Source organism: Stenotrophomonas acidaminiphila, from assembly GCF_001431595.1.
Lineage (GTDB): Bacteria > Pseudomonadota > Gammaproteobacteria > Xanthomonadales > Xanthomonadaceae > Stenotrophomonas > Stenotrophomonas acidaminiphila.
On sequence record NZ_LDJO01000025.1, the window covers coordinates 24024 to 50479 of the forward strand.

Below are 26456 nucleotides of genomic sequence, written 5' to 3' on the forward strand. Positions count from 1 at the left end.
GGCGGGACGATGAAGAATCCCTGGCATGCATGGATCCTGCTGGGCGGATGCCTGTGCGGCGTGGTGGCGCCGCCACTGCACGCCCAGGCACCGCCGGAGCCGCCGCAGGCAGCGGCTCCGGAGCAGCCGGGCGACGCCTGGATCACCACCCGCATCCGTGCCGCGCTGGTGCCGCTGCAGCGTGACGGCCATGCCGACGTGCGCGTCGCTACTGCCGCAGGCGTGGTCACCCTGGAAGGATCGGTCGACAGCCCGATCACCCGCGACCGTGTGGTTGAACTGGCCACTCGGGTATGGGGCGTGCGCGGCGTGGAGGCGCAGGCATTGCAGGTTGCCGGGACAACGCCGTATCCGTGACGGCGGGCGCCCTGCGCCGCGTTCACTCCGGCCGCGAATCATGCAATGCTTGCGCACCGGTTCGCATGCACTCGGCCGGCTCCAGTCTCAGGGGAGCCGCTCCCTTGGCACTGCCTGCCAACGGCCTGGCGTACCTGGGAAACCGTTCACGCTCATCCCGGTTTTGGTACCGGCCACAGGCTAAGGAATGAGGATGGCTTATCGATTCACCGACGAGGGCTGGGACCGCTGGCGCTTCGCCGGCCTGGCACTGGCCGCGCTGCTGATCGTCGTGGTGCCTTCGTTGTTGCTGCTGCAGCTCTCGCGCGACAGCGTCAATGCCGCCAACTGGGTGGCGCATACCCAGGCGGTGAGCGCACGCCTGTACGTGCTGCAGGCCGATATCCGCGATGTGGAGTCGGCCGCGCTGACCATGTCCAAGGGCGTGGAATCCGACGCGCTGCGGCAACGCCTGCGGCGCGCCGACTACATCGGGCAGACGCTGGGCGAACTGTCGAACCTGGTCAGCGACAGCCCGGAGCAGCTGGTGCGCATCGGCCGCATCACCTCCATGCTGGAACGGCGCATGGCGCTGGCCAAACAGATCGCCGACAGCGTCGATTCGCCGCGCCAGCGCCAGCTGATCGAAGAGATGACCTTCAGCTATCCGATCCGCGACATCGTCGTGGAACTGCAGCATCACGAAGAGCAGCTGCTGACCAAGCGCGTGGCGGCGGCGCAGCGGCAGCAGCGCCTGTCCACCCTGGTCACCTGGAGCACGCTGGCCGCGCAGCTGCTGCTGCTGGGGCTGGTGCTGTGGCTGCTCAAGCGGCAGATCGGCCGCCGCAACCGCGCCGAACAGCGCCTGCTGCAGGCCAGCGCCCGCGCCGGGGCGGTGCTGCAGACGGTGCGCGAGCCGATCGTGCTGCTCAATGCCGAGCAGCGCATCGTGCTGCACAACGCCGCCTTCGCCGAGCTCTACGGCGTGCAGGGCCGCGATGCCAACGGCCAGCCGCTGCAGTCGGTCGGCGAGGGCGCCTGGGCCGACCCGATCATCCACCAGCGCCTGGCCGACGTGCTGCTGCGCGGCCGCGAGCTGTGGGACTACGAGCACGAACAGCGCGGTGTCGATGGCCTGGTGCGGATCATGCTGGTCAATGCCCGGCGCATGCCGCTGCCGGACAGCGACGATGAAGTGGTGTTGATGACGGTCAGCGACGTCACCCTGCAGCGCGCCGTGCAGCTGCGCGTCGAGGAGCTGAACCGGCAGCTGGAAGGCAAGATCGAGCAGATGGCCGAGGTCAACCGCGAGCTGGAGGCGTTCAGCTATTCGGTCTCGCATGACCTGCGCGCGCCGCTGCGGCACGTGGCCGGGTTCTCCGACAAGCTGGCACGGCACCTGGGCGAGGACGCGGACGAGCGCTCGCGCCACTACCTGCAGGTGATCGGCGACTCGGCGCGGCGCATGGCGGCGCTGATCGACGACCTGCTGGTCTATTCGCGGCTGGGCCGCGGCGCGATGCGCCTGCAGCCAGTGGACATGCAGTCGCTGGTCGCCGACACGCGCGCGCTGCTGGATTCCAACCTGCGCGCCGAGGCCGGCGCCGACGGTACGGTACGCGACGTGCAGTGGAACATCGGCCCGCTGCCGGTCCTGGTGGCCGACGAGAACATGATGCGCCAGGTGTGGCTGAACCTGCTCGGCAACGCGGTCAAGTACACTGCCGGCCGCGAACACGCGCTGATCGAAATATCCGCGCAGCAGCTGCCCGACGGTGGGCACCAGTTCACGGTGCGCGACAACGGCACCGGTTTCGACATGCAGTACGCCGGCAAGCTGTTCGGCGTGTTCCAGCGCCTGCACAAGGCCAGCGACTATCCCGGCACGGGCATCGGCCTGGCCAGCGTGCGCCGCGTGCTTACCCGCCACGGCGGACGGATCTGGGCCGAGGCCCAGGTCGACCAGGGCGCCACCTTCCATTTCATCCTTCCACCCCCTGCGCCCGACGCGCACAGCTGAGGTCCACCCGAATGAGTCCCCTGCGTACCATCCTCATTGCCGAAGACAGCCCGGCCGACGCCGAAATGGCGATCGACGCGCTGCGCGACGCGCGCCTGGCCAATCCCATCGTGCACGTGGAGGACGGCGTGGAGACGCTGGATTTCCTGATGCGCCGCGGGGCGTACGCCAACCGCGAGGAAGGCCTGCCGGCGGTGCTGCTGCTGGACATCAAGATGCCGCGCATGGACGGGCTGGAGGTGCTGCAGCGCATCCGCGCCGAGGACGAACTGAAGCGCCTGCCGGTGGTGATCCTGTCGTCCTCGCGCGAGGAAAGCGACCTGGCGCGCAGCTGGGACCTGGGCGTCAACGCCTACGTGGTCAAGCCGGTGGACGTCGACCAGTTCTTCAACGCGGTCAAGACGCTCGGCACCTTCTGGGCGGTCATCAACCAGGCCCCGGAGCTGGAGTAAGCGCAGATGCCCAACAAAGGGACGCCGTTGGGTCCATTGCGCATCCTCCTGGTCGAGGACTCGGCCGAGGACGCCGAGCTGCTGTGCGACCAGATGCTCGAAGCCGGGCTGGAATGCAGCTTCGAGCGGGTCGACAGCGACGCCGAGATGCGCGCGCTGCTGGCGCGGTGGGTGCCGGACATCGTGCTCTCGGACCTGAGCATGCCGGGCTTCTCCGGCTACCAGGCGCTGCGCATCCTGCGCGAGACGCACCCGCAGGTGCCCTTCATCTTCGTCTCCGGGACGATGGGCGAGGAGACCGCGGTACAGGCGCTGCACGAAGGCGCCAACGACTACATCATCAAGCACCAGCCGGCGCGGCTGCCCTCGGCGGTGGCGCGTGCCGTCCGCGAGGCGCGGCGCGAGATGGAGCGGTTGCGGGTCGAGGATGAACTGATGCGCGCGCAGCGGCTGGAAAGCCTGGCCCTGCTGGCGGCCGGGCTCAGCCACGACCTGCGCAACATCCTGCAGCCGCTGCTGATCGTGCCGGACCTGATCCGCGACCGCAGCGACGACCCCAAGGTGGTGCGGCTGGCCGACGTCATCGCCGAATGCGGGCGGCGCGGCCACGAGATGGTCGAGTCGATGCTGTCGTTCGTGCGCGGTTCGCGCCTGCCCAGCGAGCGCATCGTGCTGCAGCGGCTGTTCCAGGCGGTGGGGATGCTGCTCAAGAGCAGCCTGCCGGGCAACATCGACCTGCACCTGGACGTGCGCGACGAGCGCATGGCGGTGGAGGGCAACTACACCGAACTGCAGCAGGTGCTGCTCAACCTGGCGCTCAACGCGATCCAGGCCATGCCCGATGGCGGCCGCCTGAGCCTGGTGGCCGAACGCGTGGCCACCACCGATGGCGAGCGCCTGTGCATCCGCGTGCAGGACCAGGGCATCGGCATGGACGAGACGACCCTGGAGCGGTTGTTCAGCCCGTTCTTCACCACCAAGGCCAGCGGCACCGGGCTGGGACTGGTGTCGTGCAAGCGCATCGTCGAGAGCCTGGACGGCACGATCTCGGTGTCCAGCCGCCTGGGCGAGGGTACCTGCTTCAACCTGCTGCTGCCGTTGCATGGCGCGGTGGCGGAACCGGAAGTCGGCGACAGGCCGGTGGTCCCGGCCGGTCGCGGCCAGCGGATACTGGTGGTGGACGACGAAGCCACGCGCCTGTCGCTGCTGGGCAACGCACTGGCCAGCCAGGGGTACCGGCTGCGGCTGGCCGCGGACGGCGCAGCGGCGATGCGCCACCTGCAGGAGGCCGGCATGCCGGACGCGGTGCTGGTCGACAGTGGCATCCCGCTGCTGTCCGCCGGGCAGCTGCTCACCGAGATGCACGGCATGGGATACCGCGGCCCGGCCATCGTGCTGGAGGAGAACAGCAACGAAGCGTTTGCCGATGGCATGGTGCCCGCGGGAATCAGCGTGCACGTGCTGCCGCGCCCGCTGGAGATGCAGCGCGTATTCCGCGTCGTGGCTGACGCGCTGGGCACCGGCTGAGGCGCCGGCAACGCGCGCGGAAGGTTCTGGCGCCGGGTTGCCGGGTACTGGTCGCCCGGCCCAGGCCCTATCATGTGCGTCCCGATTGCGACCGCGCGGTGGCACGCCGCGCCTCCCCCGATGACGACCGTCCTACTCAGCCTGGGCAGCAACGTGCGCCCGCAACATCACCTGCAGGCGGCGGTGCAGGCGCTGCGCGAGCGTTTCGGGCAGATCACCGTCTCCCCGGCCTACCGCACGCCTGCGGTGGGCTTCGACGGCCCTGATTTCCTCAACAACGCGGTGATGCTCGATACCGGCCTGCCGCTGGTGGAACTGGACGACTGGCTGCATGCGGTCGAGGATGCGCACGGCCGCGACCGCAGCGGGCCGCGTTTCAGCGACCGTACCCTCGACATCGACGTGGTGTACTACGGCGACCTGGTGGTGGAAGGCCCCGGGCACCTGCGCATCCCCCGTCCCGAGCTCAAGCATGCCTTCGTGCTCAAGCCGCTGGCCGACATCGCCCCGGATTTCATCGACCCGGTCCGTGGCCTCAGCCTGCGGCAGATGTGGCAGGCGCACCCGCAGCACGGCCACGCGTTCGACACGGTCGCGCTGTAACCGGCACGCCGCGCGGCTAGGTCAGCGTACGCCCGCCATCGAGCCGCAGCGTCTGCCCGGTGATGTAGCCGGCATCGTCCAGCAGCCAGCGCACCGCCGCGGCGATCTCGTGCGGCGTGCCGGTACGCGCCAGTGGCGTGCGCTCCATCAGCTTGTGCTTGGCCGCCTCGCTCTTGCCCTGTTCCGGCCACAGGATCGCGCCGGGCGCCACCGCGTTCACCCGTACGTGCGGGGCCAGTTCCAGCGCCAGCGAGCGCGTGGTCATTTCCAGCGCGGCCTTGGCCGCTGAATAGGCCGGGTGGTCGCGCAGCGGCTGGCTGGCGTGCAGATCGGTCAGATTGACGATGGCCCCGCGCTGCCGGCGCAGGTGCCCGGCGGCGGCCTGGGCCAGGAAGAACGGCGCGCGTGCGTTGACCGCGAACAGCTCGTCCCACTGCTCGACCTGGACCTGGCCGAACGGCGTGGGGAAGAAATTGGAGGCATTGTTGACCAGCGCGTCGAGCCGGCCGAAATGCGCCACCACCTCCTCGACCAGCTCCGGCAGCGCCTGCGGGTCGCGCAGGTCGGCCTGTACCGCCAGCACGCTGCCCGGGCGCTCGCTCTCCAGGTCGAAGGCCAGCGCCTGCAGCTCCTCGCCCGACTGGTGCGCGTGCAGCGCCAGCCGGTAACCATGGGCGTGCAGGTGGCGGGCTATGACCGCGCCGATACGGCGCGCGCTGCCCGTCACCAAAGCCACCCGTTGCGGATCCGTCATCTGCGTTTTCCTCGCTCGGCTATCCTGTGCATTGTCTCCGCAAACCGCCGTGCCATGCATTCCGACCTGCCCCTGCCCGAATCCGACGCGCTGGCCCACAGCGAGCAGCTGGCCGCGCACCTGCGCGCGGAGATGCTCGCCCAGGGCGGCGCGATGCCGTTCTCGCGGTTCATGGAGCTGGTGCTGTATGCGCCGGGCTGGGGCTACTACAGCGCCGGCGCCAGCAAGTTCGGCGCTGCCGGCGACTTCGTCACCGCACCGGAAATGGGCACGCTGTTCGCCGCGGCCACCGCCAACGCGCTGGCTCCGGCATTGCGTGGGCTCGGTGCACAGGCGCGCGTGCTGGAACTGGGCGGTGGCAGCGGCGCGTTCGCCGAGGCCGCGCTCGGGCGCCTGGCCGAACTGGACGCCCTGCCGGCGCGCTACGCCATCCTCGAACCCAGCGCCGACCTGCGCCAGCGCCAGCACCAGCGCCTGCAGGACGCGCTCGACCCGGCGGTCTTCGCCCGCGTGGAATGGCTGGACCGCCCGTTCGAGGACGCATGGGACGGCGTTCTGTTCGCCAACGAGGTGATCGACGCGCTGCCCACGCCGCGCTTCCTCATCGACCAGGGCGAGGTCTACGAGGAGACCGTCGAGCTCGACGGCGAGGGCCGCTTCGTACGCGGTGCGCAGCCGGCGGACATGCTGCTGTCGGCCGCGGTGCGCCACGTGGAGCGCTACCTGGAGCGCCCGTTCGCCGACGGTTACCGCTCGGAACTGCTGCCGCAGCTGCCGTACTGGATCCAGGCGGTGGCCGGCGGCCTGCGCCGCGGCGCCATGCTGTTCGTCGACTACGGCTACACCCGCGCCGAGTTCTACCAGGACGACCGCCGCGACGGCACCGTGCGTGCGTTCTACCGCCACCGCGTGCACAACGACGTCTACCGCTGGCCGGGCCTGCAGGACATCACCGCCTCGGTGGATTTCACCGCACTGGCCGAGGCCGGCACCGGCGCCGGCTTCGACCTGGCCGGCTACTGCCACCAGGCCGGCTTCCTGTTCGGCAACGGCATCACCGCCCTGCTCGAGGACGCCGATGAGCGCACCGACGAGGTCGGGCGCGTGCGCCTGCGCGAACAGTTCAAGCGCCTGACCCTGCCCACCGAAATGGGCGAGCGCTTCCAGGTGATGGGCTTCAGTCGCGATGTCGACCTGTCGGCGGCGTTCGCGATGGGCGACCTGATCTGGCGCCTGTGAGCGGCCCGCTGTTCAAGCCGCTGCGCCACCTGCCGTTCTGGATCGGGCTGTGGGTGCTGGCGGTGCTGGGCGTGGTCGCGGTGTGCCTGCTCCCGCCGCCGCCGTTGCCGCCGCTGCCCGAAAACGGCGACAAGGCCGAACACTTCATCGCCTATTTCCTGCTTGCGGCCAGCGCGGTGCAGCTGTTCCGGCGCGGCCGCGCGCTGGCGGCCGTGGGCCTGGCGCTGGTCGCGATGGGCGTGTGCATCGAGTTCGCGCAGGGCGCGCTGACCGCTACCCGCAGTGCCGACCCGTTCGACGCGCTGGCCAATACCGTCGGCGTGGCGGTGGGACTGGCAACGGCGTTCACCCCGTTGCGCGACCTGCTGCTGCGGCTGCAGCCGCGCCGCGACGCCGCAGGGCAGCGGTAGGCGCCTGCATCTGCTCAGGGCGCTTCAGCGCAGCGGCGCTGTGCGCAGGCTCGCGCCGGTGGTGGCCGAGGGAAAGGCGACTGCGCGATCGGGCGTGCTTCCCCCCGGGGCGCATGCACCCGCGGCATGCATTGAGAGGGTCCGGTCCGGGTGCTACCGTGCCATCCAGGCGATTGCCTGCACGCCGCATAGCCAGTTGCACGCGGTGACCGACACCGGCCATGCGGCGCATGGCCGCGGCCACGCGCCACCGCCGGTTCTCCCCGCCAGCGTCCATGCTGGTTGCCTTTCATCTTCGAACAACAGCTGGGTGCGCATGCCTGACACCGCCATCAACCTGCAGGAAAAGCTGGCCCGGTTCTCGGAGCATTGGTCGCCCCGGGTCATCGCGGAGATGAACGACTACCAGTTCAAGCTCGCCAAGGTGCTCGGTGAGTTCGTCTGGCATTCGCATGCGGACACCGATGAGGTGTTCATCGTGCTGGCCGGTGAGATGGTGCTCGAGTTCAGGGACCGGTCCGTCGCGCTTGCCGCCGGCGAAATGTACGTGGTGCCCAAGGGCGTGGAGCACCGCCCGGTGGCGTCCAGCGAGTGCAGCATCATGCTGGTGGAGCCGCGCGGGGTGGTCAACACCGGCGACGCCGGCGGCGCCTACACGGCACCGAATGATATCTGGGTGTAACCCGCGCGCAGCTGCCGGCGCGTCTGGGCGGCCCCTGCAGCGGCGCGCCGGTACCCGTGCGCGCCGCTAGCGCAGCGTCACCCGGTCCAGCACCCACATGTCGGGGCGGAAGTCGCCACTGAAGCGGATGCACAGCGCTTCGGTTTTGTCGGTGCGGCGCAGCAGTGGCGCGTGCAGGGTGATGAAGCTGTCGGCGTCGGGGCGTGCGGGCAGCGGTGCGGTGGCAATGCGCTTGCCGTCGCAGGAGCCGGCGCGGATGTCCAGTTCGCCATGCGCGCTGCGTGCGGGCAGGAAGCGGCGGCGGGCGTTCTCTTCCTCGCTCTGGTCGATGATGTAGGGCAGGCGGCCGGCGCGTACTTCGATGCTTTCCGCGCCGGCCATGGGCGCCTGTTCCCAGCGCCAGCACGGCTGCATGAAGGCGACGTTGAACAGGGCGCGCCGGCCGTCGGCCTGCACGGTATCGTCCTGCATCCGCAGCACCGGGCCTTGGGCGATGCACGGCTGCAGCTGCGCGTTGCCGCGGCTGCGCAGGCTGGCGGCCGTCACCTCGAAACGCTGCGCGGGCTGCAGCGCGTTGTCGCCGGCGAAGGCGGCGGTGCGCAGCTGCAGCGGCAGCCCGGCCTCGATGGGGCCGGCGTACAGCGGCGACCGCGCCGTCGGCTCGCTGCCGTCGAGCGTGTAGCGCACCGGGTAGCCGAGCGGATTGGACAGCTGCAGCGTCGCCTTGCCGGCAGCGGCGGGCGCATCGTCCAGCAGCACGCCGAACGGCGTGCGCGCATAGCCGACGCCCAGCGCCTGGTAGCGCCGGGTCCAGGCCGGCAGCCGCTGCAGGAAGCTGGCGTAGTCCTTGCCGGCCTTTGGCGTCCAGCCGGTCTCGGCCACTGCCAGCAGGCGCGGGAAGGTGTTGTGCTCGACCGCGGAAAACCGCACGTCGTCGGTGGTCCACATGTTGGCCTGCAGGCCGAGGATGTGGTGGTGCCGGTCCGCGTCCAGCGCCTCGGGCACCGGTTCGAAGCGGTAGAACCGCTCCATCGGGATCAGCTTCGGCCGCGGGCGGCCGCCGGGCTCGTCCGGCGAATCGGTCTGCAGGTAATCCAGGTACAGGTCGGCATTGGGCGACATCACCACGTCGTGGCCCTGCCGCGCGGCGGCGAGGCCGCCGTCGATGCCACGCCAGGACATCACCGTGGCGTCGGGCGCCAGGCCGCCGTCGAGGATCTCATCCCAGCCGATCAGGCGCTTGCCGTGGCCGTGGACCTGCGCTTCCAGGCGATGGATGAACCAGCTCTGCAACGCATCCTCGTCGGCCAGCCCGAGCTCGCGCATCCGCGCCTGCACGCGTGGCGACGCCTGCCACTGCGCCTTGATGGCCTCGTCGCCGCCGACGTGGATGTAGGGGCCGGGGAACAGCTGCGCCACTTCGGCGAACACGCCATCGAGGAAGTCGAACGTGGCATCGTCCACGTTGAACAGGTTGGCGTGGATGCCGCGGTGCGCGGAAACCGGGATCTGCCGGCCCTCGGTACCGAGCGCCGGGTAGGCGGCGATGGCGGCGGTGGCATGGCCGGGCATGTCGATCTCCGGCACCACGGTGATGTGCAGTGCGGCGGCATGGGCGACGATGTCGCGGATATCGTCCTGCGTATACCAGCCGCAGTAACGCACCGGCGTGCCGCTGGCCGGATCGACGCCGGCATCGCCGGCGGGAACCCGGCAGCCACCGACCTGCGCCAGGCGTGGATGGCGCTTGATCTCGATGCGCCAGCCCTGGTCGTCGGTCAGGTGCCAATGGAACACGTTGAGCTTGTGCAGCGCCATCGTGTCGAGCAACTGCCTGACCTGCGCCGGGGTCTGGAAATGCCGGGCCGAATCGAGCATGTAGCCGCGCCACGGGAAGCGCGGCGCATCGTCGATGCGCATGGCCGGCAGCGTCACGCGCGCGGCGGCGCTCTGGGTGAGCAGCTGCCACAGGGTCACCGCGCCATGGAACAGGCCGGCCTCGCTGCTGGCGCGGATCGTGATGCCGTCGTCGCCGACGCTGAGCGCATAGCCTTCCGCCGGGATGCCGCTGCCCGGTTCGACAGCCAGGCGGATGCCGTGCGTGCCTTGGCCGCGTGCGGCGATGGACAAGGGCGTGCGTCCGGCCTTTGCGAGGAACGCGTTGAGCTGGCCCGCAACCCGCATCGCGGCGTCGCCCTCGGCCTGCACGACGGTGCTGGCGTCCACGGAGAAGGCCGCGGCATCGGCATCGACCCGCATCGACGCCGGTTGTGGAATGAGCGAGGGGACGATGGCGTCGCCGCCGGCGCGGACCGGCTGGCACAGCGCCAGCAGGCAGAGGGACAGCCACGCGGATCGACGCATCATGGATTCCGGTTGCGCAAGGGCCAGGCCGGATTATCCGATGATCGGCTATCGTTGCCCATCGCCGCCCCTGCTCCGGATACGCGCATGCATGGATACATGAGAAACCTTTTCCTGTGCGGGCTGTTGCTGGCGGCGACGGTGCCGGTGCAGGCCATCGCGGCGGTTGGCGATGGACCCGAGCCCGGCATCGAGGTGCTGCTGCGCGAGCGCGCCGATGCGCTGAAGGGCAAGCGCATCGGCCTGGTCACCAACATGACCGGCGTCGACCGCGCGCTGCGCAGCGACATCGACCTGCTGGCCGCGCGTACCGACGTCCAGCTGGTGGCGCTGTTCGGCCCGGAGCATGGCGTGCGCGGCGACGTGCAGGCCGGTGGGCACGTGGATTCATCGCGCGATGCGGCCACCGGATTGCCGGTGCACAGCCTCTACGGCGAGCACCGCGAACCGACCCCGGAGATGCTGCGCGGCATCGACCTGCTGCTGTTCGACATCCAGGATGTGGGGGCGCGTTTCTACACCTACCCGTACACGCTGGCCAACGTGCTGCGCGCGGCGCGGCGCGACGGCATCCCGGTGTGGGTGCTGGACCGGCCAAATCCGGTCGGCGGGCTGAAGGTGGAAGGCCCGGTGCTGGAGCCGGCGCAGGCCTCGTTCGTGGGCATGTTCCCCATTCCGGTGCGCCACGGCATGACCATCGGCGAACTGGCGCGGTTGTTCAATGCCGGGTTCGGCATCGGCGCCGATCTCAGCGTGGTGCCGATGCGCGGCTGGCAGCGCGGCGATGCCGAGCCAGGCGGGGCCATGCCGTGGGTACCGCCGTCGCCGAACATGCCCACGCGCGATACCGCGCTGGTCTACCTGGGCACGGCGCTGCTGGAAGGTACCAACGTGTCCGAGGGCCGCGGCACCACGCGGCCGTTCGAGACCCTCGGTGCGCCCTTCGTCGATGCGCGGCAACTGGCCGATGCGCTCAACGCGCTCGACCTGCCGGGCGTGCGCTTCCGCCCGACCGCGTTCACCCCGAGCTTCTCCAAGCACGCCGGCAAGGCCTGCGGCGGGGTGCAGATCCACGTCACCGACCGCGAGGCGTTCGTGCCGTTCCGTACCGGGCTGGCGGTGGTCAAGACCCTGCACGACCTGTATCCGGATGCGTTCCGCTTCCAGTCCGATGCACCGGGCGCGACGCCCGGCTTCTTCGACAAGCTGGCCGGCAATGCCTGGCTGCGCGAGGCGATCGGGCGCGGCGATGCGCTCGATGCGATGCAGGCACGCTGGCAGCCGGAGCTGCGGCGGTTCGAGGCGCTGCGCACGCGCTATCTGCTGTACCCGTGAGGGCGGCGGGGATGCTCCCCGACGCCCCCTGCGGGATGCCCGGAGGCGCTGGCCGCGCCTAATCCCGGGTCCGCAGCGTCACCTGCTGCAACACCCACATCCGCGGCCGGGTGTCGCCGCTGAAGGTCATGCACAGGTCGGCGCTGCCGCCGATCGCCGAGCGCAGCGGCGCGTCCAGGGTGATGAAGCCATCGGCGTCCGGTGCCTGCGGCAGCGGCACGGAGGCCAGCACCGGGCCTTCGCAGCCATCACGGACCTCGAACTCGCCGTGCGCCGTCACCGCCTTGCGGAAGCCGCGCCTGGCCTCTTCTTCGCGCAGCAGGCCGAAATTGTAGGGAATGCGACCGGCGCGTACCTGGATCGAGGCCACGTCCTGCAGCTGCGCGCCTTCCCACAGCCAGCACGGGTTGAAGATGCTCACGTCGAAGGTTTCGCGCGGGCCGTCGGTGGGGTTGTCGTCCTCCAGCCGCAACAGCAGGCGGCCGCCCTGCGGGCACTGCGCCAGGGTCTTGTCGGTGCGGCTGAGCAGTGCGGCCGCATCCAGCGTCCACCGGCTTGCCCGGTCGGCCAGCGGCCTGCCCTCGAAGAAGGCGGCGGCGTGCAGCTCGGTCGGCACCGCCAGGTCCAGCGGTGCGGTGTAGGCGGGCGATCGTGCCGTCGGTACGCTGCCGTCGGTGGTATAGCGGATGTCGCCGTAGCCCAGCGGGTTGGACAGCTCGACCCGCACCCGGTTGCCGGCGCGGTCGTCCTGGCGCTGCATCGCCACCGACAATGCGGTCTGCCCGTAGGCGATGCCCAGCGCCCGGTAGCGTTGCAGCTGCACCGGCAGGCGCGCGAGGAAGCCGTCGTAGTCCTTGCGCTGCAGCGGCGTCCACGCGATCTCCGCCAGCGCCGCCATGCGCGGGAACAGGTTGTGCTGCAGGCGTTCCCAGGTCCGGGTGTGTTCGGTCCACATGTTGGCCTGCACCCCGATCACGTGCCGGCGCTGCTCGGGCTGCAGCTGCCCGGGTATGGGATCGAATGCGTAGATCTTCTGCATCGAGGTGAACTTCGGCCGGCCCGGCGGTTCGTCCGGCAGGTTGGTCTGCAGGAAGTCCAGGTACAGCGTGTTGCCGGGCGACATCACCACGTCGTGGCCGTGGGTCGCCGCTTCGATGCCGCCCTCGATGCCACGCCAGGACATCACCGTGGCCTGGGGCGGCAGCCCGCCCTCGATGATCTCGTCCCAGCCGATCAGCTTGCGGTCGTGCGCTTCCAGGAACGTCTCCAAGCGCTTGAGCATGTGCGACTGCAGCGCTTCTTCGTCCTTCAGCCCGAGCTTGCGGATATGCGCCTGCACCGCGGGCGATGCCTGCCACTGGTACTTCACCGCCTCGTCGCCGCCGATGTGCACGTACGGGCCGGGGAACAGGTCGATCACTTCGGCCAGGACGCCTTCGAGGAACTGCAGCGTCTCCTCGCGCGGGTTGAACAGGTAGGGATTCACGCCCCAGTTGTGCGACGGCTCGGTGGGGCCATCGACCACGCCGTGCTCCGGATAGGCCGCCACCGCCGCCTGGGCGTGGCCGGGTACGTCGATTTCCGGAACGATGGTGATATGGCGGGCCGCGGCGTAGGCCACCACGTCGCGTATCTGTTCCTGCGTGTAATGGCCGCAGTACCGGTTGGGGGTGCCGTCGGCGTTGCGCCCGGCGTCGCCCTGCGGCACGCGGCAGCCGCCGACCTCGGTGAGCCGGGGGTAGCGCTTGATCTCGATGCGCCAGCCCTGGTCGTCGGTGAGATGCCAGTGGAAGGTGTTGAGCTTGTGCGTGGCCATCGTGTCGAGCAGGGCCTTGATCTGCTCCACGCTCCAGAAATGCCGCGCCGAGTCGAGCATCAGCCCGCGCCAGGCGAAGCGCGGCGTGTCCTCGATCCGCATCGCCGGCAGCGCCACCGCCACCGCCTGCGGCCCGGCAAGCAGCTGCCACAGCGTCATCGCGCCATTGAACAGTCCATGCTCGTCGCCGGCTTCGACGCGGATGCCGTCATTGTCGATGTGCAGCGTGTAAGCCTCCGGCGATGCGCCGGCCTGCGCGGGAACGATGCGGAAATCGATACCGTTGCCTTCGCCCTTGCCGCTGGCCAGCCGCAGCGGCGTGGTCCTGCCCAGCAGTTCGGTGAAGTGCGCGGCCACCCGGCCTGCGGCATCGCCCTGGGCGCGCAGGGGCGTGGTCGCATCGACCACGAAACGGCCCTCGGCCGGCCGCACCATGGCCGGCAATGGAATCAACGGCACTCCCTTGACCTCGGCGGCCGCCACCGTCGGGAGCGGTGCAGTGGAAGATGCAGGCGTGCAGCCGGCGGCCATGGAAAGCGCCGCGAGCAGGGTGGCCGTCAACAGCGTGGCGGCGGTTCTGTTTCGGATCATCGTGACTCCCTGGAGCTGGGCGGATGCATGGCGGTGGGCGCCTGTGTCCGGGCGCCGGGGCGCGGGACGCGGGCGGTTGGTCGCCACTGTAAAAAAAAAGGGCCTGGAAAAGCTCCAGGCCCGTTGGAGGAGAAAGAACGCAATCGGGATTCCGCGCCGGTGCCCCGCCCTTAGAAGGCGAAGCGCAGCGAGGCCATGTAGCGGCGGCCGCTCAGGTAGGCGCCGCGGGTGAGCTGTTCCACGCCCGAGTAGGAGTGGTACTGCTCGTCCAGCAGGTTCATGCCTTCCAGGCCGACGGACAGGTTCTCGTTGATCCGGAAGGCGATGGACGCATCCAGCGAGGCGTAGTCCATCGTCCACAGCTGGCGGCCGGCGCTGACGTTGGTGAAGTACTTGTCACGCCAGCCGTAGGTGACGCGCGCGGTCCAGGTGTCGTTCTCGAAGAACGGGCTGATGTTGAACTGGTTCTTCGAGTTGAACGGCAGCGGGCGGCCGCCGGTGGCTTCGCCGTCTGAGTAGGTGTAGTTGGCGACGATGCCGAAACCAAGGCCGAAGTTCTGCTGCCAGGCCAGCGAATAACCCTTGATCCGGGCGTCGCCGGCATTGCGCGGGCGGTCCACCAGGTAGGTGTCGTTCTTGTTCTGGTTCTGGTTCCAGTGCGTCTCGGGGGTGGACTCGGTGAGGATGTAGTCGGCCACGTCGCGGTAGAAGATGGAGCCGGCGACGATGGCGTTCTCGGCGAAGTACCACTCGGCGGAGAAGTCGACGTTGGTGGACTGGTAGGGCTTGAGGTTCGGGTTGCCGCCGCCGCCGGTCAGCGCGGTGTCGGACAGCCACAGGTAGGACGAGATGTCAGTGTAATTGGGGCGTGCGATGGTCTTGGCGACGGATGCGCGCAGCACCAGCGATTCGGTGGCGTCGTAGACCAGGTTCAGGTTCGGAAGCACGTTGTTGTACTTGTTCTTCTTCACCACCGGGTCGTACGAGGCGGCCAGCTTCTCGGCCGACCATTCCGGCTTGGTGCACCCGGCCAGGCCGGTGTTGCATTCGTAGCTGCCCGACTCCAGGTCGGTACGCACGTAGCGCACGCCGACGTTGCCGCGCAGCTTGTCGAAGCTGAAGTCGGCCTGCACGTACGCCGCGCCGATGTCCTCGTTGATCGACCAGTTGTTGCGGGCGAACTCCTCGGCGCTGAACGGCGACACGACCGGCATGGTCTGCCACGGCGCCAGCCATTTGCCGCTGCTGATGTAGTCGGCCAGCTTCCAGCCGTCGATGGTGAAGCGCTTGCCCAGGTCGCCGTAACCGCTGAGGCCACTGAGATAGTTGCCCGGCAGCTCGCGCGGATCGAACTGCGACGCCTTGGCATCGCCATAGGTGGCCACGGCGGCCAGTCCGATACCCTGCTGGATCTGGCGGGTCTCGTGCTTGCGCTGCTTGTAGCCGAAGCGGAGCAGATAGACCGGCGAATCGAGCTTGATGCCGAAATCGACCTGGCCGTAGGTTTCCTTGTCCACGGTCGGCTTCTCCACCAGGTTGCCGCCCCAGCCGGTGTTCCAGCCCGGCTTGGACGGGTCGCCGCCCCAGCCGCCGTCCATCTGGAACTGGTCGGGGTTGAGGAACGGGTTGTTGCCGGTGAAGGTCACACTGCCCGGATTGCCGGGGGCATCGGCGATGGACCAGGTGTAGTCGGTGCGCGCCAGGAACTCGCCGAACACCTGCTTCGGGCCGCCGTCGGCCTTGGTGCGGCCGATATGGGTGGACGCGAACCAGCGCTCGTCGTTCCAGTCGAGCTTGACGTCGTAGGTCGACGACTCGACGTTGGCGCGGCGGTTCTGCAGGTCGAACACCACCAGTCCGTTCTTGTGGCTGGCGCTGGTGATCAGGCCGTCCTTGACGGTGATGTCGCTCAGCGTCTTCAGGCTGTTCCAGGTGTTGCCCTGGTGGGTGAACATCGACTGCGCCATGTGGTCGAAGTTGGCGTCGATCTTCAGCGCGTTCAACTCGATGTTCATCTGCTCGACCGGCTTGAACTGCAGCGCCAGCGAGTAGGTCTTGCGCTCGCGTTCCTGCTCGAAGAAATGCGCGCTGGTGGAGTTGGGGCCCACCGCGTTCGGGTTGGCATACAGCGTGTCGGCGCAGGTTCCGGTGCAGGTGGCCGGCAGCGTCGGCTGCACCCCGTTGACCGGCGGCTTGGACCAGTCCGGCGGCAGGTTGGTGACCGAGCCCGGTGCGCCGCCGACGCCGGCGATGTAGTCCTTGGCCCGCACGATGCCGTAGGACTCGATGCCATCGCGGCGGATGCTCTCGTTGGAGGCCTGCGCCGAGACGATCACGCCGAAGCTGCCGGCGTCGTTCTTCCACGCGAACGCGGCCGAGGCATTGGGATCGGTCTTCTCGACGCGGTCGTTGCGGCCGTAGCTGACGCGGCCGGACAGGCTGACCTTCTCCGGCATGTCCAGCGGCTTGCGGGTCGAGACGATCACGGTGCCGCCGATCGAGCCCTCGTCGATGCGCGCTTCCGGCGACTTGAACACTTCCACCTTGCCGACCAGCTCGGGCGCCAGCAGCGAGTAGTTGAAGGTACGGGTCGGGAAGTCGGACATGTTCCAGTCGCCGGAGGCGATGGACTGGCCGTTGAGCAGGGTACGGTTCAACGCCGGATCGGTGCCCAGGATCGACACCTTCTCGCCCTGGCCGTAAGCCCGGTCGATGGTCACGCCGGGGATGATGGTCATCGCCTCGGCCACGTTGGTGGCCGGGAACTTGCCGACGTCCTCGGCGGTGATGACGTCGACGATGGCGTCGGCATTGCGCTTGGTCTCCAGCGATTGCTGCAGGCTGGCGCGGATGCCGGTGACCACGACGCGGTCGAGGTCGGTCGCCTCCTTGCCCGCCTCCTGCGCATGCGCGGAAAAGCTCAGGCAGGTGACGATGGCGGCGGACAGTACGGACTTGCGGTACCTCATGATGTCTCTCCTCATCATTGGCGTGTTTGTGGGTTGAACCGCGGGTGCTGGGGGGTGCCGGTGCGCGGGCGGCTGCCCGTGCGGCGGTATGGGTTGCTGCGTGGGTGGGAGCGTGGTCAGGTGCTGCGGTGCTGCAGATACCAACTGGCAGCGCCGATGACGCCCAGTTGCCCGTGCTCGACCAGTTTCACGGGAATGCGCTGCAGCGCCTTTGCCATGGGTCCCTTGTTGAGGAAACGCTCGACGAAGGTGCTGCCGATGAGGAACTGGCCGAGCTTTGGCAGGATGCCGCCGGCCAGGTAGATGCCGCCCTGCACGCCGTAGAGCAGGGCCATGTCGCCGATGGTGGAACCGAGGATTCCGCAGAACAGTTCCAGGGTCTGTACGGCGAGCGGGTCGCTACCGTCGCAGGCGGCGGCGCTGACGGCATCGGGGGTGGCGTGCACGGGCGTGGCGCCGCGCACGGCGCACAGTGCGTTGTAGAGGTTGAGCAGGCCGGGCCCGGACAGCGCGCCGTGCTCGATGGAGACGTGGCTGCGGTTGCGCAGCATCTGCTGCAGGACGGCCATTTCCAGTTCATTGCCGGCGGCCAGCGCGGCCTGTCCGGCCTCGGTGGCGAGCACGACCGAGCGCTCGCCGACGGGAATCCAGAGCGCGGCGCCCAGGCCGGTGCCGGGGCCGACGACGAGGGTGGGGCCGCGTGGTGCCTGCGCCGGGCCGGTGAGCTGCAGCACCTGGCTGCCGTCGATGTGGGCGGCGGCGTGGGCGACGGCTTCGAAATCGTTGACCAGGTGCACGGCCTGGAAGCCGAGGTCGTCGCGGATGCGGCTGGCCGACAGCGGCCAGGGCAGGTTGGCGGAGATCACGCTGCCATCGGCCAGCGGGTAGCCGGCGGTGGCGATGACGCATTCGCGCGCGCCCGGGGCATGGGCATGGAAGTCGGCGAGGATCGGTCCCAGCCCGGCGTGGTCGGCGCAGCGGTAACGGCGGTAGGCGATGACGTCGATGCCCTGGTCCGGCGTGGCGCGGACCAGCCCCACCCGCACATGGGTGCCACCGACATCGGCGGCGATCAGCGGCACGGCCGGCGCGGCGATGGGCAGGTGCTGGGTTGGACTGAAGCTGGCGACCACGCGGTTCCCCCGGAGTGTCTGCAGATCCATGGGGAGCTGCGGCATCCGGAGTTTCAGTGTTGGCTGACAACGATGTCAAGCTGCTTTGCAAAAAATTTTCAGATAGTTGGATTGGCCAAAATCCAAAATAAGTCAATGATTGCAATGGATAAAATTATTTCAATCGAAACGATACGTAAAAATAGAGTGGATGAGAAGGCGGGCGTCTGAATTCTGTGAAATTTTTTCGCATCCTCTTTCCACGGCGCATGGCCTGGACCGGGGCCGGCCTCCGGCGTGCCGGGCGCTACCTGTCCCGGGCGATCCCCACAAAGACGGGGGCCACCGTTTCCGGTGGCCCCTGGTGCGTGCTCAGCGCGTGGTTTCCAGTTTTATCCAGTCCAGCGTCCACAGCTCGGGCCGGGTGTCGCCGGTGAAACGGATGCACAGGTCGGCGCGTGGCGAGGAGGTGCGCAGCGGCGCCTGCAGTTCGACGAAGCCGTCGGCGCCCGGTGCGGCGGGCAGCGGCAGCGAGACCAGCGGCGTGCCCTTGCAGTCGGCCAGGATCTCCAGTTCGCCATGCGCGGTGCGGGCGGGGGCGAAGCGCCGGCTGGGCTCGTCATGGGCGAGCTGGAAGTTGTACGGGATGCGGCCGGCGCGGACCTTCACCGCGCTCACTCCGGCCAGGTCCGCGTCCCGCCACAGCCAGCACGGGCTGAAGATGTTGACGTTGAAGATCGCGCGTTCGCCATCTGCCGGGCCGTCGTCTTCCAGGCGCAGCAGCAGCTTGCCGTCGCCGGGGCAGAGGTCGAGCCGGGTGTCGTCGCGGGTGAGCAGCGAATCGGCGGTGACGGCGAAGCGGCTGGCGGCTGCCAGTGGGCGGTCCCGGAAGAACGCCGCGGCGCGGATCTCGGCCGGCAGTCCCACCTGCAGCGGCTGCGTGTAGCGCGGCGAGGTGGGGCCGACCTCGCTGCCGTCCAGGGTGTAGTGCACCGCGTAGCCGAGCGGGTTGTCGAGGGTGACCCGGGCGGTGCCGGCGGCGCGGTCGCCGCTGTCGTGCATGTCCACCTGGAACGGGGTCTGCGCATAGTCGATGCCCATCGCCCGGTAGCGCTGCAGCTGGCGCGGCAGCCGCTGCAGGAAGCCGGCGAAGTCGCGCTTGTCGGCCGGGCTCCAGCCGGTCTCGGCAACCGCGGCCAGGCGCGGGAACAGGTTGTGTTCGAGGATGCGGTCGCTGCGGGTGTGCTCGGTGAACATGTTGGCCTGCAGGCCGAGGATGTGCTGGCGCTTGTCGGCGGCCAGTTCGGCAGGCACCGGCTCGAATTCATAGGCCTTGCGCAGGTCGATGGTGGTCGGCCGGCCCGGCGGCTCGTTCGGCGAGGACGTCTGCAGGTAGTCCATATACATGTGGGTGACCGGGGTCATCACCACGTCGTGGCCCTCGCTGGCGGCCTTCAGGCCACCCTCGGTACCGCGCCAGGACATCACCGTGGCCTCCGGCGGCAAGCCGCCCTCGAGGATCTCGTCCCAGCCGATCAGGCGCCGGTCGTGCTGCTCGAGGAACTTCTCCAGGCGCTTGATGAGGTGGCTCTGCATCTCCATCTCGTTCTTCGCGCCGATCGCGCGCATGTGCGCCTGCACGCGCGGCGAGGCGATCCACTGGTCCTTGACCGCCTCGTCGCCGCCGATGTGCACGTAGCGCGCCGGGAACATGTCGATCACTTCCAGCAGCACGTTCTCCAGGAACCGCAGGGTGGCTTCATCGGTGTTGAACAGGTTGGGGAACACGCCCCACTGGTTGTCGATGACCAGCGGCTTGCCGGTGGTGCCCAGCGCCGGGTAGGCCGCGATGGCGGCGGTGGCGTGCCCGGGCACGTCGATCTCCGGGATCACCTGGATGTGCCGCTGTGCGGCATAGGCGACGATCTCGCGGATCTGTTCCTGCGTGTAGTAGCCGCAGTAGCGGCGCGGCTCGCCGGTGGCCGGGTCGCGGCCGGCATCGCCCAGCGGCACCCGGCAGCTGCCGACCTCGGTCAGCTTCGGGTAGCGCTTGATCTGCATGCGCCAGCCCTGGTCGTCGGTCAGGTGCCAGTGGAAGGTGTTGAGCTTGTGCTGGGCCATGGCGTCGAGCAGCTTCCTGATCTCGTCCATGCTCTGGAAATGGCGTGCCGAATCCAGCATCAGCCCGCGCCAGCGGAAGCGCGGGGTGTCGTCGATGGTGGCGGCCGCGACGCGGCCCGTGACGTCGCCGGTGAGCAGCTGCGCGGCGGTGACCGCGCCGTAGAACAGGCCCACGTCGTCGCCGGCGCTGATGTCGATGCCGCTGCGGGAGACCTTCAGCGCATAGCCCTCGGCGGTGTTGGTCGCGGAGGGATCAAGGCGGAAGCGGACCTGTGCCTGGCCGGCGTCGTCGGCCACGGCCAGGGTCGGGCCGCCGTTGCGTGCCAGCAACTCCACGAACTGGCCGGCGGCGCGGCGCGCCGCATCATCGCTGCCGCCGGCGCGGGCGCCGGCTTCCAGCACGAAGTCCCCGCCGCCGCCCGCCTGGTAGCGGGCCGGCTGCGGGATCAGCGATGGCATGGGGGCGCTGCCGGCGGCATGGGCCTGCAGGGCGATGCTGCCGAGCAGCAGGCAGCTGCCGAGCCAGGTCGTGCGGTGGCGCATGCGGAGGGACTTCGTCATCGGGCGGAGCTCCTGTGTTTTCTGGAAGGTACTCAAAAAAACGCCGGGCCCGGAATGATCCAGGCCCGGCGCGTCATGCTGTCCGGCGATGCAGCGTGCCGGGATGGATCAGTACTTGAAGCGGAAGTTCAGGTAGTACTGGCGGCCATTGCTGTAGAACGCGCTCGGAATGCTCGCGCTCTGGTAGTACTTCAGCGACGGGTTGTTGAGGTTCAGCGCATCGAAGCTGACGCTCATCCAGTCGGTGGCCTTGTAGCTCAGCGACAGCGACAGAGTGCCGAAATCGTCCTGGTAGTAGGGATTGGCGCCCTTCAGGCCGATCAGGAACGCCGAACGGTAGGTGTAGCTCACCCGCGCGCCGAAGGTGTCGTTCTCGAAGTAGCCGCCGACGTTGTAGGTGTTCTTCGACGTGCCGAGCAGGTTGTTGCTGCCGTCGGCCCAGGTGTGAGAGGTGCTGCCGTCGGCATAGGTGTAGTTGGCGTTGACGCCGAAGTTGTCGCCGATCGGCTGTTCGTAGGCGAGTTCGACGCCGGTCACCTTGCCATTGGAGTTGACCGGAACCGCGACCTGGTATTCCTCCAGCTTGTTGGTCAGCTCGCTGAACAGCATCTGCTTCTCGGTGCCGAAGGCGACGTAGTCCTTCAGGTTCATCGAGTAGGCGCCGATCGAAAGCAGGCCGCGCGGCATGAAGTACCACTCGAGGTTGGCATCGAAGTTGGTCGAGACCACCGGGTTGAGCTTCGGGTTGCCGCCGCTGCCGGTGCGGCTCAGGTCCGAGCCGCTCGACGCGGCGCCCAGTGCCGAGTAGTCGGGCAGGGTCTGGGTCTGCGAGGCGGCGAAACGGAACACCAGGTCGTCGGCCATGTCGAACTTCAGGTTCGCGCTCGGCAGCACGCGGCTGTGCTTGTTGTTGAAGGACAGCGCCTTCCATGCGCCGAACAGGCTGCTGACGTCGGCATTGGCCGGGTTGCTGACGGCCTGGTAGGTGTCGATGTCCTGGTCGATGTTGACATAGCGCAGGCCGACGTTGCCGCTCCAGCGATCGCCCGAGAAGTTGGCCTGCACGTAGCCGGCGAAGTTCTTCTCCGCCACCTTCCACTCGCCGCCGTAGTTGTGGCGGCCGGTGGGGCCGTCATTGCCGGACAGCCAGGTGGAGTTCTTGAGGATGGCTTCCTTCAGCGCCGCCGGCGTGAAGTACCACAGGTTGCGCGGGAAGCTGCCGCCGATGCTGCTGGCGAAGCCGCCCGGATACGAGGCGGTCGCGCCGTTCTTGAGCGTGCTCCAGATGTCGCCCGGCGAGGCGCCTTCCGGGGACAGCGCCTCGCGCTTGTGGTCGGCGTAGCGCAGGCCGAAATCGATCGAGTTCAGGGTGCCGTTGTCGAAGTACTGGTTGAAATCGGCGGTGAACCATTTCTCCTTGTCCAGTGCGGTGACCTGCTGGTTGCCCCAGGTGCCGAAGCTGGTCACGTCGCTCGGGTCGGTGCCGCCCCCCAGGGTCCAGTCGACCGGCGAGCCGATGCCGTGGGTGGCCCAGCTCGCGCCTGCGTCGGCCGCCAGGGTCACCTCGGCGATGAACTGGCGCGGGGTAGAACCTTCACCCTTGGTGGAACCGGCCTGGAACCTGGCACCGAGCCGGTCGTTGACCTGCCAGTCGGCGTCGAGCGTGAGGTAGTTGCTCTTGGCCGTCGCCTCGCGATAGATCATGTCGTACACGGCATAGTTGGTGCCGGGCTTGCCCGCATACGTGGCATTGGTCAGCACGCCGTCCTTGACCACATAGCCGGGCTTGGGCGATTCGGTATTGGCGAAGTTGCCGCCCCACAACATGAAATTGCGGTTGTAGTTGTTGGCATCCATCTTCGAGCTGAAGCCTTCGACGCCCAGGGTCAGGTTGTCCGCCGGCTTGAACTGCAGCGAGAGCAGGCCGCCCTTGCGCTCGCGGGTCTGCTCGAACAGGGTCGAGCCGAGCAGGGCCGGCGCGTACGCGCCGATCAGGTCCGGATTGTTGAGGCCCACTTCGGTGAGGTTGCCGTTGCCGTCTCTGCCGGTGATCTGGAAGAAGCCCGAGGGCAGCTCCTGCGCTTCGCGGCGCAGTTCGCGCTTCTGGCTGAACGCCTGCACCATAACGCCGAAGGTGCTGTCCTCGTTCTTGTAGTTGAACAGGCCGGCGAGCTGCGGGTCGTTGGACTTGGCCTGGTCCGAGCGCACCGCGCCGATCGAGGCTTCGGCGGTGATCTGCTTGGCGAATTCAAGCGGCTTGCGGGTGATGATGTTGACCGTGCCGGTGGTGCCGCCGTCCTGCAGCTTGGCCTGCGAGGACTTGTTCACTTCCACCGAGCGCACCAGTTCCGACGGCAGCAGGGTGTAGCTGACGCTGCGGCCGACGTTGCTGCCCTGGCTGAGCACGAACCAGTCGGCCGAGCCGACGCTGTGGCCGTTGATCAGGGTCTGGGTCAGGCTCGGGCTGGTGCCGCGCAGGCTGACGCGGTCGGCTTCGTCGAAGCCGCCTTCATCGGCGCTGGACGAGCTGATGTTCACGCCCGGCAGGCGCTGCAGGGTGTCGGCGACGTTGTGCGCCGGCAGCTTGCCGACATCTTCTGCGGTGACGACCTCGACGCGTGCATTGGCTTCGCGCTTGGTGTCCAGCGACTTTTCCATCGAGCCGCGGATGCCGGTGACGGTGACGGTGTCCAGGTCGGTCGCCTTGGGCTGCGCTTCCTGCGCGTGGGCGCTGAAGGCAAGGCAGCCGGCGATGGCTGCCGAAAGCAGGGTCTTGCGGTGCATGTTGTCTCTCCTCAACATCGGAATGAAAGGCACGGGCGTGCCGCTTTACTTCTGGTCTTGCTATTGCATCTGTTGCTTATGCTGCGAGGCTTGCGTGGCCAACTTTTCCAGATACCAACTGGCAGCGCCGATGACGCCCAGTTGCCCGTGCTCGACCAGTTTCACGGGAATGCGCTGCAGCGCCTTTGCCATGGGTCCCTTGTTGAGGAAACGCTCGACGAAGGTGCTGCCGATGAGGAACTGGCCGAGCTTTGGCAGGATGCCGCCGGCCAGGTAGATGCCGCCCTGCACGCCGTAGAGCAGGGCCATGTCGCCGATGGTGGAACCGAGGATTCCGCAGAACAGTTCCAGGGTCTGTACCGCGAGCGGGTCGCTGCCATCGCAGGCGGCGGCGCTGACGGCATCGGGGGTGGCGTGCACGGGCGTGGCGCCGCGCACGGCGCACAGTGCGTTGTAGAGGTTGAGCAGGCCGGGCCCGGACAGTGCGCCGTGCTCGATGGAGACGTGGCTGCGGTTGCGCAGCATCTGCTGCAGTACGGCCATTTCCAGTTCATTGCCGGCGGCCAGCGCGGCCTGTCCGGCCTCGGTGGCGAGCACGACCGAGCGCTCGCCGACGGGGATCCAGAGCGCGGCGCCCAGGCCGGTGCCGGGGCCGACGACCAGGGTGGGGCCGCGCGGCGCCTGCGCCGGGCCGGTGAGCTGCAGCACCTGGCTGCCGTCGATGTGGGCGGCGGCGTGGGCGACGGCTTCGAAATCGTTGACCAGGTGCACGGCCTGGAAGCCGAGGTCGTCGCGGATGCGGCTGGCCGACAGCGGCCAGGGCAGGTTGGCGGAGATGACGCTGCCATCGGCCAGCGGGTAGCCGGCGGTGGCGATGACGCAGTGCGCCACCTGCGGATGATGGCTGCCGAAGTCGGACAGGATCGCGCTCAGGCTGGGGTGGTCGCCGCAGCGGTACTTGCGGTAGGAGAGGATCTCGATCGTCCCGCCGTCGCTGCCGCCGGCGCGGATCAGGCCGACGCGGACATGCGTGCCGCCCACGTCGGCGGCCATGAACGGCCGCGACGCACTGTCGAGCGGAAAGGTCTGCAGTGTGGGGGCGGCAGCGGTCACTCGGTTTCCCTATGGCGTTGGGGGAGCGCCCGTCAGGCGCCATCGGGAGCCGAGTCTGTAATCGTTCTGACAACGATGTCAACGAATAGTTGAAACTTTCGATGTTGCGCCGCAGCGCCGTTTTGCGCACCGACCGCTCTGCCCGCAAGGTTGCAATCGAAAGCAGGCGTGCGGCAAATCCTGCGTTTTTTAGGGGCGGGCATGTTGATCGGCATGGCCTTGCCGCGCCCCGGCTGGCGGCCCGTCGGCGGGTCGCGCGTGCACGCGTTGTTGACAAATGCGGCGGCACCCAACCATAAATGTGACAACGTTGTTCCCAGTTACCACCGGTCGGCGTGAGCCGTCCCTCTCGCAGCTGCAGGAGCCTTGCCAATGTCCGCCGTTCCCGCCTCCACGCCGCGCACCGGCATGGCGTCCTCGATCGCCATCGTCGGCGGTCTGTTCTTCATCCTCGGATTCTGTACCTGGATCAACGGGCCGCTGATCACCTTCGTCAAGCTGGCCTTCGAGGTCAGCGAGGTGTCGGCGTTCCTGGTGCTGATGGTGTTCTACCTGTCCTATTTCTTCCTGGCCCTGCCGGCGTCGCTGATTCTCAACCGCACCGGCATGAAGAAGGGCCTGGCGTTGAGCCTGGCGGTGATGGCGGTGGGCGCGATGCTGTTCGGGCAGTTCGCGACCCAGCGCTGGTTCGCCGGTGCGCTGGGCGGGCTGTTCGTGATCGGCGGCGGCATGGCGCTGCTGCAGACGGCGGTCAACCCGTACATCTCGATCCTCGGCCCGATCGAGGGTGCGGCCCAGCGCATCGCGCTGATGGGCATCTGCAACAAGGTCGCCGGCATCCTGGCGCCGATCGTGATCGGCTCGCTGGTGCTGCACGGCATCGGTGACCTGGACGCCCAGGTGAAGGTCGCCGACGCGGCGACCAAGGCGCAGCTGCTCAGCGATTTCGCCGCCAAGATCCATACCCCCTACATGGTCATCGCCGGGGTGCTGCTGCTGGTGGCGGTGGGCGTGCTGTTCTCGCCGCTGCCGGAAGTGCGCGCGGCCGAGGCCAATGCCGTGGCCGCCGATGGCGCCCAGGAGAAGCGCAGCATCTTCCAGTTCCCGCACCTGTGGCTGGGCGTGCTGTGCCTGTTCGTCTACGTCGGCGCCGAGGTGATGGCCGGCGATGCCATCGGTACCTACGGCCATGGCTTCGACCTGCCGCTGGACCAGACCAAGCTGTTCACCTCCTACACGCTGACGGCGATGCTGGTCGGCTACCTGGTCGGCCTGGTGCTGATCCCGCGCTTCATCTCGCAGGAACGCTGGCTGGCGGTTTCCGCGGTGCTCGGGGTGGTGTTCTCGCTGGGCGCCTACGTCACCCACGGCTACGTCTCGGTGGGCTTCGTGGCCGCGCTGGGCTTCGCCAACGCGATGATGTGGCCGGCGATCTTCCCGCTGGCGATCCGCGGCCTGGGCCGTTTCACCCAGACCGGCTCGGCATTGCTGGTGATGGGCATCGCCGGTGGCGCGATCATTCCGCAGGCGTTCGCGGTGCTCAAGCAGCACTTCGACTTCCAGCTGGTGTTCGCGGCGCTGATGGTGCCGTGCTACCTGTACATCCTCTATTTCGCTGTCAGCGGGCAGCGTGCGGGCCGCGCGCATGGCGGCTGAATCGAGCATCA

The 26456-nt window shown here is 68.5% G+C and carries 18 protein-coding genes; 10 read left to right on the forward strand and 8 right to left on the reverse strand.

Annotated features, from left to right (window positions below):
• Positions 1–9 precede the first annotated feature (9 nt).
• The 5 genes from ABB33_RS08155 (at position 10) to folK (ending at position 4938) form a co-directional block, all read left to right on the forward strand.
• Positions 10–357, forward strand: coding sequence for a BON domain-containing protein (locus tag ABB33_RS08155; protein WP_056931797.1), 348 nt, complete (start codon positions 10–12; stop codon positions 355–357).
• A gap of 193 nt (positions 358–550) precedes the next feature.
• Complete coding sequence (locus ABB33_RS08160) at positions 551–2356, forward strand: sensor histidine kinase (protein ID WP_054662935.1); 1806 nt, start codon at positions 551–553, stop codon at positions 2354–2356.
• A gap of 11 nt (positions 2357–2367) precedes the next feature.
• Positions 2368–2808: a response regulator gene (locus ABB33_RS08165; protein ID WP_054662938.1), complete on the forward strand. Its 441-nt coding sequence runs from the start codon at positions 2368–2370 to the stop codon at positions 2806–2808.
• Positions 2809–2814: 6 nt separating this feature from the next.
• Positions 2815–4335 carry a hybrid sensor histidine kinase/response regulator gene (locus ABB33_RS08170; protein ID WP_056931798.1) on the forward strand — a complete coding sequence of 507 codons (1521 nt, stop codon included), beginning with the start codon at positions 2815–2817 and terminating at the stop codon, positions 4333–4335.
• A 120-nt stretch (positions 4336–4455) separates the two neighbouring features.
• A complete protein-coding gene (folK, locus tag ABB33_RS08175) occupies positions 4456–4938 on the forward strand; it encodes a 2-amino-4-hydroxy-6-hydroxymethyldihydropteridine diphosphokinase (RefSeq protein WP_054662944.1) in 483 nt (160 codons plus the stop codon).
• Between the two features lie 16 nt (positions 4939–4954).
• Here folK and ABB33_RS08180 read toward each other — a convergent pair whose 3' ends face one another.
• Complete coding sequence (locus tag ABB33_RS08180; RefSeq protein ID WP_054662948.1) at positions 4955–5692, reverse strand: pteridine reductase; 738 nt, start codon at positions 5690–5692, stop codon at positions 4955–4957.
• 54 nt (positions 5693–5746) lie between these two features.
• Between ABB33_RS08180 and ABB33_RS08185 the strand changes: the two genes are divergently transcribed.
• The 3 genes from ABB33_RS08185 to ABB33_RS08195 all read left to right on the forward strand — a co-directional run bounded on the left by ABB33_RS08185 (position 5747) and on the right by ABB33_RS08195 (position 8023).
• Positions 5747–6931: a class I SAM-dependent methyltransferase gene (locus ABB33_RS08185; RefSeq protein ID WP_056931799.1), complete on the forward strand. Its 1185-nt coding sequence runs from the start codon at positions 5747–5749 to the stop codon at positions 6929–6931.
• Positions 6928–7341, forward strand: a complete 414-nt coding sequence (locus tag ABB33_RS08190; RefSeq protein WP_152985015.1) for a VanZ family protein — start codon at positions 6928–6930, stop codon at positions 7339–7341. The genes ABB33_RS08185 and ABB33_RS08190 overlap by 4 nt, the downstream gene beginning before the upstream one ends.
• 316 nt (positions 7342–7657) lie before the next feature.
• A complete protein-coding gene (locus ABB33_RS08195) occupies positions 7658–8023 on the forward strand; it encodes a cupin domain-containing protein (RefSeq protein ID WP_056931800.1) in 366 nt (121 codons plus the stop codon).
• Between the two features lie 66 nt (positions 8024–8089).
• Here ABB33_RS08195 and ABB33_RS08200 read toward each other — a convergent pair whose 3' ends face one another.
• Entirely contained in the window at positions 8090–10387 is a 2298-nt protein-coding gene (locus ABB33_RS08200; protein WP_056931801.1) for a beta-N-acetylhexosaminidase, read from the reverse strand.
• Between the two features lie 99 nt (positions 10388–10486).
• Here ABB33_RS08200 and ABB33_RS08205 point away from each other — a divergent pair, with 99 nt between their 5' ends.
• Positions 10487–11722 carry an exo-beta-N-acetylmuramidase NamZ family protein gene (locus ABB33_RS08205; RefSeq protein WP_056931802.1) on the forward strand — a complete coding sequence of 412 codons (1236 nt, stop codon included), beginning with the start codon at positions 10487–10489 and terminating at the stop codon, positions 11720–11722.
• A gap of 58 nt (positions 11723–11780) precedes the next feature.
• Here the strand turns inward: ABB33_RS08205 and ABB33_RS08210 are convergent, their stop codons facing one another.
• The 6 genes from ABB33_RS08210 to ABB33_RS08235 all read right to left on the reverse strand — a co-directional run bounded on the left by ABB33_RS08210 (position 11781) and on the right by ABB33_RS08235 (position 24789).
• Positions 11781–14129, reverse strand: coding sequence for a beta-N-acetylhexosaminidase (locus ABB33_RS08210; RefSeq protein WP_056931803.1), 2349 nt, complete (start codon positions 14127–14129; stop codon positions 11781–11783).
• Positions 14130–14299: 170 nt separating this feature from the next.
• Positions 14300–17098, reverse strand: a complete 2799-nt coding sequence (locus ABB33_RS08215; protein WP_056931804.1) for a TonB-dependent receptor — start codon at positions 17096–17098, stop codon at positions 14300–14302.
• Positions 17099–17214: 116 nt separating this feature from the next.
• Positions 17215–18261: a glucokinase family protein gene (locus tag ABB33_RS08220; protein WP_056931805.1), complete on the reverse strand. Its 1047-nt coding sequence runs from the start codon at positions 18259–18261 to the stop codon at positions 17215–17217.
• A gap of 321 nt (positions 18262–18582) precedes the next feature.
• On the reverse strand, positions 18583–20892 hold the full coding sequence (locus ABB33_RS08225) for a family 20 glycosylhydrolase (protein WP_056931806.1): 2310 nt from the start codon (positions 20890–20892) through the stop codon (positions 18583–18585).
• Between the two features lie 108 nt (positions 20893–21000).
• On the reverse strand, positions 21001–23676 hold the full coding sequence (locus ABB33_RS08230) for a TonB-dependent receptor (RefSeq protein WP_056931807.1): 2676 nt from the start codon (positions 23674–23676) through the stop codon (positions 21001–21003).
• 60 nt (positions 23677–23736) lie between these two features.
• Positions 23737–24789, reverse strand: a complete 1053-nt coding sequence (locus ABB33_RS08235) for a glucokinase family protein (RefSeq protein WP_413975716.1) — start codon at positions 24787–24789, stop codon at positions 23737–23739.
• 372 nt (positions 24790–25161) lie between these two features.
• Here ABB33_RS08235 and ABB33_RS08240 point away from each other — a divergent pair, with 372 nt between their 5' ends.
• A complete protein-coding gene (locus ABB33_RS08240) occupies positions 25162–26445 on the forward strand; it encodes a sugar MFS transporter (protein WP_054662972.1) in 1284 nt (427 codons plus the stop codon).
• The last annotated feature ends 11 nt before the right edge of the window (positions 26446–26456 follow it).